14 protein-coding genes are annotated in these 12000 nt (G+C 70.8%); 8 read left to right on the plus strand and 6 right to left on the minus strand.

The annotated features are described in order from the left end of the window. Positions 1-527, minus strand: a 527-nt coding sequence (locus VGW35_26080; GenBank protein HEV8311147.1) for a matrixin family metalloprotease, incomplete at its 3' end; no start/stop codon positions are given. 186 nt (positions 528-713) lie between these two features. On the opposite strand from VGW35_26080, the gene VGW35_26085 reads away from it, so the two are divergent. Beyond that, positions 714-1079, plus strand: a complete 366-nt coding sequence (locus VGW35_26085; GenBank protein HEV8311148.1) for a hypothetical protein — start codon at positions 714-716, stop codon at positions 1077-1079. Between the two features lie 11 nt (positions 1080-1090). After that, positions 1091-1867 carry a dienelactone hydrolase family protein gene (locus VGW35_26090; protein ID HEV8311149.1) on the plus strand — a complete coding sequence of 259 codons (777 nt, stop codon included), beginning with the start codon at positions 1091-1093 and terminating at the stop codon, positions 1865-1867. Between the two features lie 61 nt (positions 1868-1928). Here VGW35_26090 and VGW35_26095 read toward each other — a convergent pair whose 3' ends face one another. The 3 genes from VGW35_26095 to VGW35_26105 all read right to left on the minus strand — a co-directional run bounded on the left by VGW35_26095 (position 1929) and on the right by VGW35_26105 (position 4312). Then, the gene (locus VGW35_26095; GenBank protein HEV8311150.1) at positions 1929-3395 is read right to left on the minus strand and encodes an IMP dehydrogenase; all 1467 of its coding nucleotides are present in this window, start codon (positions 3393-3395) and stop codon (positions 1929-1931) included. A gap of 130 nt (positions 3396-3525) precedes the next feature. Continuing rightward, positions 3526-3951 carry a PPOX class F420-dependent oxidoreductase gene (locus VGW35_26100; GenBank protein ID HEV8311151.1) on the minus strand — a complete coding sequence of 142 codons (426 nt, stop codon included), beginning with the start codon at positions 3949-3951 and terminating at the stop codon, positions 3526-3528. Positions 3952-4036: 85 nt separating this feature from the next. Beyond that, complete coding sequence (locus VGW35_26105; protein HEV8311152.1) at positions 4037-4312, minus strand: (Fe-S)-binding protein; 276 nt, start codon at positions 4310-4312, stop codon at positions 4037-4039. A gap of 404 nt (positions 4313-4716) precedes the next feature. On the opposite strand from VGW35_26105, the gene VGW35_26110 reads away from it, so the two are divergent. Beyond that, positions 4717-5208 carry a hypothetical protein gene (locus VGW35_26110; GenBank protein ID HEV8311153.1) on the plus strand — a complete coding sequence of 164 codons (492 nt, stop codon included), beginning with the start codon at positions 4717-4719 and terminating at the stop codon, positions 5206-5208. Positions 5209-5298: 90 nt separating this feature from the next. Here VGW35_26110 and VGW35_26115 read toward each other — a convergent pair whose 3' ends face one another. After that, on the minus strand, positions 5299-6738 hold the full coding sequence (locus tag VGW35_26115; protein HEV8311154.1) for an amidase: 1440 nt from the start codon (positions 6736-6738) through the stop codon (positions 5299-5301). A 50-nt stretch (positions 6739-6788) separates the two neighbouring features. Then, complete coding sequence (locus tag VGW35_26120; protein ID HEV8311155.1) at positions 6789-7226, minus strand: hypothetical protein; 438 nt, start codon at positions 7224-7226, stop codon at positions 6789-6791. A gap of 373 nt (positions 7227-7599) precedes the next feature. Here VGW35_26120 and pyrR point away from each other — a divergent pair, with 373 nt between their 5' ends. The 5 genes from pyrR to VGW35_26145 form a co-directional block, all read left to right on the plus strand. Beyond that, complete coding sequence (gene pyrR / locus VGW35_26125; GenBank protein HEV8311156.1) at positions 7600-8148, plus strand: bifunctional pyr operon transcriptional regulator/uracil phosphoribosyltransferase PyrR; 549 nt, start codon at positions 7600-7602, stop codon at positions 8146-8148. An 11-nt stretch (positions 8149-8159) separates the two neighbouring features. Then, positions 8160-9092, plus strand: a complete 933-nt coding sequence (locus VGW35_26130; protein ID HEV8311157.1) for an aspartate carbamoyltransferase catalytic subunit — start codon at positions 8160-8162, stop codon at positions 9090-9092. A gap of 233 nt (positions 9093-9325) precedes the next feature. Beyond that, positions 9326-10630, plus strand: coding sequence for a dihydroorotase (locus VGW35_26135; protein ID HEV8311158.1), 1305 nt, complete (start codon positions 9326-9328; stop codon positions 10628-10630). Next, on the plus strand, positions 10627-11763 hold the full coding sequence (carA, locus tag VGW35_26140) for a glutamine-hydrolyzing carbamoyl-phosphate synthase small subunit (protein ID HEV8311159.1): 1137 nt from the start codon (positions 10627-10629) through the stop codon (positions 11761-11763). Before VGW35_26135 ends, carA begins: the two co-directional genes overlap by 4 nt. Before the next feature lie 4 nt (positions 11764-11767). After that, positions 11768-12000 (plus strand): hypothetical protein (locus VGW35_26145; protein HEV8311160.1); only part of this gene is annotated, 233 nt, incomplete at its 3' end.

Consider the following 12000-nt stretch of genomic DNA (forward strand, 5'->3'; position numbering starts at 1 on the left):
GCCGGGTCGTCGAAGTTGAGGCCGTCGGGATCGCAGCACATCACCGACGTCGGGTCGTTCCGGTGGGGGAGACCCAGGGCATGCCCGAGCTCGTGCGCCGCCACCTGGTAGAGGACCCGCTCGGCCGACGTCTGGCCTCGCGCGACCGGTGGGGCGAGCGTGATCTCGATCGGGAGCCGCAGGACCCCGCTGTCCTCGGCGTCCATGGTGGTCCGCCCCATCACGCCCGACCCGGCGGCCGCGAAGCGCACGACGACCTGGGCATCCTCCGGCCGTTCGCGCCCGACGAACGCCGCCACGCCGAGCGTCTCGGTGAAGATCCGGCTCCAGTCCATGACCGCGCTCCGAAGGGCGGCCTCGAGGACGGAATCCCCCAGCGGGGCGACGTAGACGGCCAGGGGAAACCGGGACTGCGGGTGGCCCACGAGCCTCGCGCGCGCAACCGGCGCCTCCGAGCCCTCACCGGGCCCACCGACCGTCAGGGTGACGAGGGCCACCGCTCCCGCCAGGATTCTCGCGCCTCCCATGGCCGTGCCCGCAGTGTAGCACCCGCCGACCGGGCGGCCGGGCCGCGGGCGGGGTCTCTCGAGGGGGAGAGGCCGACGGTCCTCGCGGTCCTGCTCGCGCTCCTCCTGGCCGGCTGCGCGTCGTCGCGTCTCCCGTATACCCCCGCGGAGCCGTCGTCCGGGGTCGCCATCTCCGCCGACTATCAGGTGCTCACCGACCGCCTCCGGATCGAGATCGACACCGGCGGCTATCGTCTCGAGGATGCCCAGATCCTGAGAGCCGACGGGAGCCCGGTGCGGCCCGAGACCATCGAGCACCCGCCGGCTCGCAGCGGCGGGAGTGGGATCGGGCTCGGAGTCGGCGTGGGCGGCGGCCGATTCGGCGGCGGCGTCGGGGTGGGCGGCGGCGTCGGCGTGGGGACGACGATCGGCGGCGGCGCGCCGGCCGTCACCGGCCACACCTTCGCCTATTTCCCGCTCGAACAGGTCGGCCCCGCCCCGTGGCGCCTCCGCATCAAGGTCATCGGCACCGACCCGGTGGTCATCCTGCTCGACCCGCAGAAGCGCGGATAAAAGGAGAGGCCATGTGCTTCGACCTCGACGCTCGACCCCCGATCCCGCCGATCGCCGGCGGCGCGACTGACGCCCGCGAGCTGCTCCTCACCTCGGCCGACGGGACCCGCTTCGCGGCCTACGCCGCCCGGGCGGCGCAGTCACGCGGCGCCGGGATGATCGTGCTGCCCGACGTGCGGGGGCTCCACCCCTACTACAAGGAGCTCGCCCTGCGCTTCGCCGAGCACGGCGTCGACGCGGTCGCCGTCGACTACTTCGGGCGGACGGCCGGCCAGGACGACCGCGGCGAGGGTTTCGATTTCATGACCCACGTGCCCCAGACGACGCCGGAGACGCTCCAGGCCGACATCGCGGCGGCCGCCGCCTTCCTGCGCTCGAAGGAGGGCGGGGCCATCCGCGCGCTCTTCTCCGTCGGGTTCTGCTTCGGCGGGGCGCTCTCGTTCCTCCAGGCCGCGAGCGGCCTCGGGTATGCCGGGGTGATCGGCTTCTACGGCTGGCCCCTCGGCCTCGCCCGATGGCCGGACCGGCCCAAGCCGATCGACGCCGTGAGCCGGTTCGCCTGCCCCGTCCTGGCCCTGTACGGGGGCGCCGATCCCGGCATCCCGAAGAGCGCGGTCGACGACTTCGATCAGGCCCTCGAGCGCGCCCGGGTGCCGCACGAGTCCGTCGTCTACGACGGGGCGCCCCACAGCTTCTTCGACCGCCGCCAGACCGAGTTCGCCGACGCCTCGGCGGATGCCTGGAAGCGGGTGCTGGCGTTCGTGGCGACGTACGGCGGCGCGCGATGACCGGCCTCGCGTTCATGAGCTCGGTCAGGGCGGGCGCCGAGCCGTGGACCCCTGAGCCGCCTCAGCGCTCGTACGACTCTGCTCGCGCCGCGGGGGACAGGGGAATGAGGTACCGCAGGGGCTCGGGAAGGACCTTGGCTCGCACGGCGGCGAGCGTGTTCTCGCCGGCGTAGCTCACCGCCGATCGGAGATGGCCGCGGATGCGGTGCAGGATCTCCAGCACTGAACCCTTGTACGGAATCTGGACCTCCTGGCCCTCGGCGGGAACGTCAAGGGCGAGTTCCGAGGCTTCCGGACTCTCGCCGCTGTACAGGGCGTCGAACACCGCCTGAGGCGACGTCATGCCGCGGTAGATCTTCCGCTTTTCGCCTGTCCCGGGATCCTCGATCACTGAGCCGGGCGCCTCGTCGGTCCCCGACAGCATGCTGCCGAGCATGACAGAGGAGGCCCCGCAGACCAGCGCCAGGAAGATGTCCTTGTCGTCCCTGATCCCCCCATCGGCAATGATCGGCACTGTCTCCCCTACCGCACACCAGGCCTCCCGGACGGCCTGGAGCTGGGGGACGCCGGCCCCGGTCTCGAGTCGCGTGCGACAGCCCCGCCCCGGCCCGATGCCCACCTTGATGGCGTCGACGCCGAGGTCCCGGAGGAATGCCGCCCCTTCAGAGGTCCCCACATTGCCGCAGACGAGTGCCACGCCGCCAAACTTGGCCCGGAAGGCCCCCACGGCCTGACCCATGATGGCCGAGTCGCCATGGGCGATGTCGATCAGGATCAGGTCCGCGCCCACGCGCAGGAGCTCGGCGGCGCGCTCGAGAAAGTCGCCCCGGGCCCCGATGGCCGCGCCGACGAGGAGGCGGCCCTTCGCGTCTTTGCTCGTGTAGGGACGGCGCCGAGCCAGGATGAGGTCCTTCTTGGTGATGAGACCCTGGATGCGCCCGTCCGCGTCGACCAGCGGGAGCTTCTCGATCCGATGGTCGAACATCCGCCGCTCGGCGGCCTCGACGGCGATGTCGGGCGGTCCGGTGACCAGCTTCTCAACAGGAGTCATGAACTCCTCGACTCGGTGATCCTCGAAGCCCTCGATCCACGGCAGGTCCCGGTTGGAGAGCAGCCCGACCAGGATCCCGCTGCCGCGCGTTTCTTCGATGAGGATCCCGGTGATGTTGTGCTGCACGGTGAACTCCCGGGCCTCCCGGATCGTCGTGCCGCGGGGCAGGCACAGGGGCTGCTCCACGATGTAGCTGTGGGTGCGCTTGACCCGCGCCACGGCCTCGGCCTGTGTCGCGATGGGCATGCCCCGATGGATGAACCCGACCCCGCCCTCGAGGGCCATGGCCTTGGCCATCTCGGCGCCGGTCACGCTGTCCATGTTGGCGGACACGACCGGCAGCTCGAGGCTCAGGCGCGGGGAGAGACGAGTCCTCAGGGAAATGTCCCGCCGCGAGGCGGCGACGCCGGGCTGTGGCCGGAAGAGGAAGTCGTCATACGTCCGGCCGACGAACCCGGTCTCCACGGTGCAGTGCATGGGGGGCGTCTGTCGCCTATGCGGACCCAGATCCCGTGTCGTCTATTGTCCTCCTATGAGGGGCGGATTGCCAGGCCTCCGCGACGTCTTCCGGCTAGCGACAGACCCGGTAGAGGTGGGGGATCGCTTCCTACGCGAGCTTCGGCGGCGTGTGCTCGAAGGGTAGCTGGGCGTAGCGGGCTTTCTCGACTTCGATCACGAGCGCGACTCTCCCCTCCGGGCTGCGGAAGGGGAATGGCTTGCCGGTGTACTTGTGGGAGATGGGATCCATCAACTCGAGGGCAGGGTCAGGACGGCGCTCGACGACGCGGCCGCGGAGCTGGGTCTCCCGGTACGGATCGCGGAAGTCCACGATGGAGAGCGCGACCCGAGGATCGCGGCGGGTATTCTTCGCCTTCAGCGAGCCTTCGCCGGTGCAGACGACGATCCGATCGCCGTCGCGTCCCACCCAGACGGGCACGCTGTGCGGCGAGCCGTCCGGCATCAGGGTCGCGAGATGGGCGAAGTTCGGGCCGTCGAGGAGCTGCTTGATCTCGGGGGACAGAGGTCGGGGCATGGTATCGCTCCCTTCGCTCTCCGTATGCGAGCACATTGTAACGGCTTGTCCGGGCTCCGGAAGAGCGCGCTGGTCTTCTCGCCGATCAGGACGGGGAAAGCTGCTCCGCGAGGATCTCGGCGACATGGGCCACCCGCAGCGTCATGCCGCGGGCGTCGGCGGCGCCTCGGAGGTGGAGGAGACACCCGGGGTTGTCGGTGACCAGCACGGCGGCGTCTGTCTGGGCCACGTTATCCAGCTTTCGCGCGGCGATCTCCCGGGCCATCTCGGGACGCTCCAGCGAGGTCGAGCCGCCGAAGCCGCAGCAGACGGCGGCTTCGGGCAGATCACGCACGTCGAGCCCGCAGACCTCGCGCAGCAGGCGGAGGGCACGCTACCATGATCGCGCTACCTCAACGCCTGGGGCCCATGATACATGCGATCGCGGGGGAGCGGACGTCCGTTCTCGACGCTCGCCGTGTGATGCTCGCCCCCGCCGTGGACCGATGATGCGCTGAGCGGCGGACTCGATCGGACCGTTTCACTCTCTGGGGGCTGGCGGGTTGACGTTCTGCTCGGCTATCGGCACCCTCAGCTGCCAGCGGCCGGGGCCGTTGCGGTGCCCGGCGCGGGCGCGCTACACTCCACCCACCCTGGGGGACGGGCCACCGGGGTGACGGCGCGAGGAGCCGACAGGTGCCAGGTGCTTTGGACGGCCGACGTTGGAAGGGGATTGATGAAAGCACGACACACCCGGCAAGAGAGCCGCAAGAAGGGAGGAGCATCATGACGCGACGGCACATGGTATTCGGGCTGTGCGCACTCGTTCTGGGTGCCCCGGGCATCGCGACGGCGGACGTGGGACTGCCCAAGCCCAGTGACTCGATCGTTGCGATTTCGGTTTTGGGGCAAGCGTGCCACGGAAGCGGAGTGGTCGTGAACAGGAGGATCAGGGGGGACGGCACGACGGCGCCGTTTTCCATTCCGGCCGGATTCGCGTTCATGGTCACGGGCGTCGATTTCGTGACCGGCAGCGCCCCCGGCGGCGGAGTCCCCCCCGGTGATCGCATCGGATTCGTTCTCAGGACGGTGAGCAGCGGCGTTGTGATCGCTGAAGGCTACGCGATCAATACCGGAACGCTCGGGTCGGTCTCGGGCAGCACGGTTCTGTCAACGCCGATGCGCGTGACGAGTGCGCTGTGTTTGGACCGGACGGTAGGCGCCGTTATTGGTGGCACGCGGACCTGGGTTCGGGGCTTCCTCTTCCAGAACCAATAGCCGCTCGCAGGCCAAGCGTACCGTCCGAGCTGGCTCGGCGGGCTGCCGGGCCCTCCGGCGGCGCCGATCGCGCCCGGGGCGCCGACGCCGTCAGGCGGCCTCGCGGGCCCAGGCGAGGTCGGGGCGGCGGGCGTGCCACTGGGTCGCCTGCTCGTAGGCCCAGGCGACGCGGAGGGCCACGTCCTCCTCGAAGGGCTTGGCGTAGACCATCAGCCCGATCGGCAGCCCCTCCCGCGTGAACCCACAGGGCACCGAGACGGCGCACAGGTTCAGGATGTTTCCGATCGAGGTGTTCCGCAGGTACCGCACGTTGTAATCGGTGTAGCTCTCCCGGCTCGCGTCGATGTCGGCCAGCGGGCGGGCGGGGATCATGGTCGTGGGGACGATGAGCGCGTCGACGTCCCGGAGGGTCTGCTTGACCCGCTCCCGGAGCGCGGCATTCCGCCGCAGCAGCATGAAGTAATCGGTCGCGGGCAGCGTCCGGCCGGCGATCATCCGGTGGGCCACGACGGGATCGAGGGCGTCGAAGTGGTCGTCGAGGAACCGGGCGTTGACCGCGCAGGCCTCGGCGGCCGCCAGCAGCGGGCGCGGCTTCTCCGCCCAGGCCTCGGCCGCCTCAGGCACCGCGACGCTTCCGACGTGCGCGCCCAGCGACCGGAACACCGGGCCGGCCTCGCGGACGGCCGCGGCCACCTCGGCGTCCACGTCGTCGAAAAAGAGCGTTTCGCCGAACGCGATCCGGAGGTTCTTGACGCCGGCCTTGAGGCCGCCCAGCACATCGTGCGGCGCCACGCCCACGGTCGTCTCGTCCCGGAAGTCGACGCCCTGCAGGACCTGGTAGACGAGCGCGGCGTCCTCCACCGACCGGGTGAGCGGGCCGACGCTGTCGAGGGTCCAGCTCAAGGGATACACGCCCGCGCGGCTGATGCGCCCCACGGTGGTCTTGAGGCCCACGACGCCGCAGAGCGCGGCCGGGATGCGGACCGAGCCGCCGGTATCGCTGCCGAGCGCCATCGGCGTGAGGCCGGCGGCGACCGCGACGGCGGTGCCGCTGGACGAGCCGCCGGGCGCGAGCGGCGTCGGATGCCACGGGTTGTGCGGCGTCCCCTGGTCGTGGTTGATCCCGACGCCGCCGAAGGCGAACTGGACCGTGTAGGTCTTGCCGAGCAGCGGCATGCCGGCGGCGGCCAGCTTCTGGACCACCGGGCAGTCGGCGCGCGCGACGTTGTTCGCGAGGAGGCGCGTGCCGGCCGTGGTGGGCAACCCCTTCACGTCGTAGAGGTCCTTCGCCGCGTACGGGATGCCCTGGAGCGGCCCCAGGTCCTGGCCGCCCCGGAGGGCGCTCTCGGCCGCCCGCGCCTCGGCCAGCGCACGGTCCGGCGTGACGAGGATGAACGCGTGAAGTCGCTTGTCCAGCGCCGCGATGCGCTCGAGGAGCTGCTCGGCCAGTGCGACGGGACTCAGGCTGCCCGTCCGGATGCGCGCGGCCAGCCCGGTGATCGACTCGAAGGCGAGGGACGCGTCGGTCATGGTGCTCCTCCGATCGAAATTCGGCTGCCGGAACCCTGGAGAGGCGCGGGCTAAAAGACGCAGTTCACGGAGACCATGAAGCCGCGGTCGCTCGCGGCGCCCGTGGGGCCGAACGTCCTGACGGAGGTTCCCCGGCGGTCGACCGGGTGCTCGGACACCGCGATCATGCCCGGGATGCTGCCGCGCACGGTGGCTTGATACACGCATCGGTTGATGTTCTGGCCGAAGATGCACTGATACTGGCCGAGGGCGTTGCGCCGACACCCGAGGACGCTCCCGCCGCCACTGCTCCGGACGAGGGCTCCCGTTGCGGAGACCACCGCCCAGGCCTCGCCGGTGTGGAAGACGGGCTCGTCCGAGGTTTCGGCCGTCGCGAAGGCTCGACGTGGACCGCCGACCACGAGGGCGTAGGTCCCGGCGAGCGCCAACAGCACGACGAACGCGACGATGGGGATCACCAGCGGGCGCGTGAGCCGGAATTCCTTCATCGCGAGCCACTCCTTTCGGGATCGGGTCTGATGGGAGACCTCTTCGTCGAACGACGTCCCATGGCCGGCCAGTGTAGCCCATCCAGAGGGCGGCGCGCCAGCGGGAGGGTTCTCGGCATCCCGGGAGCGGGCAGCGTCGCGACCGGTGAGTGGCGCATGAGATCGATTGCGGGAGGAGATCGATTGCGCGAGATCGATTGCGCGCTTGACAACGGCAGTCGCCCTGCGTAGAGTGTGTGGGCGATGGCTCCTTTAAGTGGGCCCTGCGAGGTCCATAAGGAGAGACGATGATCCTGCGAGCACGGTGTCGGCAACCCTCTCCGGGGACCGGGGAGGGTTTTTTGATGCCCGGACGCGCGCGGAGGGGCGCCCGATGACCCTCCGCGAGAAGGCCCAGGTTCTCGACGAGCCGGGGATCGACCGGGCCCTGACCCGCATCGCCCACGAGATCCTCGAGCGCGCGGGCGGGACGGACGGCCTGGCCCTGGTCGGAATCCGGACCCGCGGGGTGTCGCTCGCCCGCCGGATCGCCGAGCGCCTCCAGACCATCGAGGGGACGAAGGTCCCGGTGGGCGCCCTCGACATCACCCTCTACCGGGACGACCTCGGGCTCAAGGCCGAGGCGCCGGTCCTGCGCGCCACCGAGATTCCCTTCGCGGTGGGTGGCCGGACCATCGTCCTGGTGGACGACGTCCTCTACACCGGGCGGACCATCCGCGCGGCCCTCGACGCCATCATGGACCTCGGCCGGCCGCGGCTGATCCAGCTCGCCGTCCTCATCGATCGCGGACACCGGGAGCTCCCGATTCGGCCGGACTACGTCGGCAAGAACTTGCCCACGGCCCGACGCGAGATCGTCCAGGTTCGACTCCGCGAGCACGACGGGCAGGACCGCGTCGTGATCCAGGAACCTGAAGGGTGAGAGGAGGCGGCATGGGGCTCAAGCGCAAGGACCTCCTCGAGATCCGCAGCCTGGAGCCGGCCGAGATCCAGACGATCCTGGACACGGCGGCGTCCATGAAGGAGATCGCGAGCCGCGAGATCAAAAAGGTCCCGGCCCTGCGCGGCAAGACCGTGGTGAACCTCTTCCTGGAGCCGTCGACGCGGACGCGCACCTCGTTCGAGATCGCCGGAAAGTGGCTGTCGGCCGACGTCATCAACGTCTCGGGCTCGTCCTCCAGCGTGGTGAAGGGCGAGACCCTGATGGACACGGCCAAGAACATCGAAGCGATGAGCCCCGACTGCGTCGTGATCCGGCACTCCGCGTCGGGCGCCCCCCACATGCTGGCGCGGGCCCTCAAGTGCTCGATCATCAACGCCGGGGACGGCATGCACGAGCACCCGACCCAGGCGCTGCTGGACCTCCTGACCATCCGGGAGAAGCGGGGTCACCTCGAGGGGCTCTCGGTGGCGATCGTAGGCGACATCGCTCACAGCCGGGTCGCCCGCTCGAACATCGCCGGCATGCGGAAGATGGGCATGAGCGTGACGGTGGCGGGGCCGCCGACCCTCATCCCGCCCGGGATCGAGGAGTTGGGGGTCAAGGTCGCCTACCGGCTCGAGGACACGATCCGGGACGTCGACGTCATCATGATGCTGCGGCTGCAGCAGGAGCGGATGACCGCTAATTACATCCCCTCGCTCCGAGAGTACTCGCGCCTCTACGGGCTCTCGCTCGAGAAGCTGGCCGGCGCGCGGGACGACGTCCTGATCATGCATCCGGGGCCGGTGAACCGGGGGATCGAGATGGCGCCCGAGGTGGCCGACGGCCCGTACTCGGTGATCCTCGAGCAGGTCGCCAACGGGGTCGCGGTGCGGATGGCTCTCCTGTATTTGCTGCTGGGCGGCAAGCCCGCGGAGGCGTAGGCCGTGCCGATACCCGTCGCAGCTCGGCGTCCTCGGCCCCCGGTGCGCCTCAACGTATGCGGCATACGCCTCGACGCACCTTCTGGGGTTGGCGCGCCTCGGACGGCGGGGCCCCAGCCCCGCGACGTCCTGCGGCGCGCACGTCGGGCCTGCGTCCTTGATCTGCTCGGGTCTCGGCCCGGCCCGGGGTCTGACTACACTGGCAGCGGCAAACCGGCGGAGGCGGAGCGCTCATGAACCTGCTCATTCGGAACGGCCGCGTGATCGATCCGGCCAACGGCCTGGACGCGCCCGCCGAGGTCCTGATCCTGGACGGGCGGGTGAGCCGGGTGGGACCTCGGCTGGAGGTGCCGGCGGAGACGCCCTCCGTGGATGCCGGGGGTCGGGTGGTGGCCCCCGGGTTCATGGACATCCACGTCCACCTCCGCGAGCCGGGGCAGGAGTACAAGGAGACGATCGCCACCGGCACCCGCGCCGCCGCGGCCGGTGGCTTCGCGGCGATCGCCTGCATGGCGAACACGCAGCCGGTCAACGACACCCGCGCCGTCACCGACTACATCACGGCGCAGGCCCGCGCCGAGGGCGTCGTCCGCGTCTATCCGATCGGCGCCGTCACCCGCGGGCTCGGCGGGCGGGAGCTCGCCGAGCTCGGGGAGCTGGCCGAGGCGGGCTGTGTCGCGTACTCGGACGACGGGCGGCCCGTGATGAGCTCGGCGCTTCTCCGGCGCGCCCTCGAGTACGCGCAGGCCTTCGGCAAGCCCATCGTCTCCCACGCGGAGGACGCGACCCTCGCCGACGGGGGCGTGATGCACGAGGGGTTCGTCTCGACCGACCTCGGGCTGCGGGGGATCCCGGCCGCCGCCGAGGAGATCATGGTGGCCCGCGACATCGCGCTGGCCGAGCTGACGGGTCATCGCGTCCACATCGCCCATGTCTCGACCGCGGCCGCGGTGCGGCTTCTCCGGGACGCCCGGGCCCGGGGGGTTCCGGTCACGGGCGAGGTCACGCCGCACCATCTCCTCCTGACCGACGAGACGCTCCGCAGCTACGATGCCAACGCCAAGATGGCGCCGCCCCTCCGGGGGAAGCGCGATGTCGAGGCGTGCCGCGAGGCGCTGGCCGACGGGACGCTGGACGCGATCGCCACCGACCACGCGCCCCACGCCCTGGCGGACAAGGAGGTCGAGCTGGATCAGGCGGCCAACGGGATCGTCGGATTGGAGACGGCCGTCGCGCTCTGCCTCACCCACCTGGTCCGGGAGCGGGTGCTCGACCTCGGAACCTTGATCGCGCGGCTCACGGTCGGCCCGGCCCGGATCCTCGATCTCCCGGGTGGAAGCCTCACCCCCGGCGCGCCCGGAGACGTGACGATCCTGGACCTCGATCGGGAACACGTGATCGACCCGGGCCGTTTCTATTCCAGAGCGCGAAACACGCCGTTCCGCGGCTGGCGGTGCGTCGGGGCGCCCTGGATGACCATCGTGGGGGGCCGGGTGGTCATGGCGGAGGGCGTCGTCGAGAGAGGGCCCTCGCGGTGAGCGCTGGACAGCGGGCGCTGCTGGCGCTGGCCGGCGGGCGGGTATTCGAGGGTGAGGCGCTGGGCGCGCCCGGAGAGGCGGTCGGCGAGGTCGTGTTCAACACCGCCATGAGCGGCTACCAGGAAGTGCTGACCGACCCGTCCTACAAGGGGCAGCTCGTCTGCATGACGGCCCCCCACATCGGGAACACCGGCGTGAACCCGGAGGACGTCGAGTCCCATCGGCCGTGGGTCGAGGGCTTCATCGTCCGCGAGGCCTCGCCGATCGCCTCGTCGTGGCGGGCGGTGGGAACCCTGGAGGCGTACCTCACCGCCCAGGGCATCGTCGGCATCCAGGGGATCGACACGCGGGCGCTGACGCGCCACCTCCGCGACCGCGGGGCGCAGGAAGGCGTCATCTCGACCGAGGACCTGGACCCGCGCAGCCTGGTGGCCAAGGCGAAGGCCTCGCCCGGGCTCGTCGGGCGGGACCTGGTGAAGGAGGTGACGTGCCCGGGCCGCTACGAGTGGACCGAGTCGGTCTGGCGGCGCGGCGCCGGCTACGCGGACGCTCCGACGCCGCGCCATCACGTGGTGGCGTACGACTCCGGGGTCAAGCGGAACATCCTCCGCCAGCTCGTCGCCCTCGGCTGTCGGGTCACGGTGCTCCCGGCCTTCGCGCCCGCCGACGAGGTGCTCGCGCTCGGCCCCGACGGCCTCTTCCTCGCCAACGGTCCCGGCGACCCGGAGGGCGTGCCCTATCTGGCCGAGGCCGTCCGGCGGCTCCTCGGCCAGCTGCCGGTCTTCGGCATCTGTCTCGGCCACCAGATCCTCGCGCTCGCCCTGGGCGCGCGGACGTACAAGCTCCCGTTCGGGCATCACGGCACGAACCACCCCGTCAAGGACCTCGTCGCCGGCCGGGTCGAGATCACGTCTCAGAACCACGGCTTCGCCGTGGACCCTGACTCGTGCGCCGCCCACGGCCTCGAGGTCACGCACGTGAACCTCAACGATGGCACCTGCGAGGGGATGCGGCACCGGAGCCTCCCCGTCTTCTCGGTGCAGTACCACCCGGAGGCCTCGCCGGGGCCGCACGACGCGCACTACCTGTTCCGACGATTCCTCGACCTCATGGGCCAATCGAGAGGCAGGTGACTGCATGCCGCGCTACTTCGTCGCCTATCGCAAGACCGAGGAGGCCGGGCAGAAGCCCGAGTGGGCCTCCTTCACCACCGAGTCCGAGGCGAGCCTCGAGGCGCAGGCCGTCCGCGAGCGCGTCGAGAAGCGGCTGTCGGTGTTCGGGGAGAAGCTCGCCGGCGCCGGCGAGGTCCTGTGGCTCGGGCCGAACCGCCTCGTCGAGTTCCTGGTGAAGCGCGAGGAGGCGCCGCCGGA

This window comes from Candidatus Methylomirabilota bacterium, assembly GCA_036005065.1.
Lineage (GTDB): Bacteria > Methylomirabilota > Methylomirabilia > Rokubacteriales > DASRDR01 > DASYQW01.

Coding starts and splice junctions, on each gene's coding strand:
- VGW35_26090 (HEV8311149.1), top strand. CDS start 1,091: ATGTGCTTCGACCTCGACGCTCGACCCCCGATCCCGCCGATCGCCGGC.
- VGW35_26095 (HEV8311150.1), bottom strand. CDS start 3,395: ATGCACTGCACCGTGGAGACCGGGTTCGTCGGCCGGACGTATGACGAC.
- VGW35_26100 (HEV8311151.1), bottom strand. CDS start 3,951: ATGCCCCGACCTCTGTCCCCCGAGATCAAGCAGCTCCTCGACGGCCCG.
- VGW35_26110 (HEV8311153.1), top strand. CDS start 4,717: ATGACGCGACGGCACATGGTATTCGGGCTGTGCGCACTCGTTCTGGGT.
- VGW35_26115 (HEV8311154.1), bottom strand. CDS start 6,738: ATGACCGACGCGTCCCTCGCCTTCGAGTCGATCACCGGGCTGGCCGCG.
- VGW35_26120 (HEV8311155.1), bottom strand. CDS start 7,226: ATGAAGGAATTCCGGCTCACGCGCCCGCTGGTGATCCCCATCGTCGCG.
- pyrR (HEV8311156.1), top strand. CDS start 7,600: ATGACCCTCCGCGAGAAGGCCCAGGTTCTCGACGAGCCGGGGATCGAC.
- VGW35_26130 (HEV8311157.1), top strand. CDS start 8,160: ATGGGGCTCAAGCGCAAGGACCTCCTCGAGATCCGCAGCCTGGAGCCG.
- VGW35_26135 (HEV8311158.1), top strand. CDS start 9,326: ATGAACCTGCTCATTCGGAACGGCCGCGTGATCGATCCGGCCAACGGC.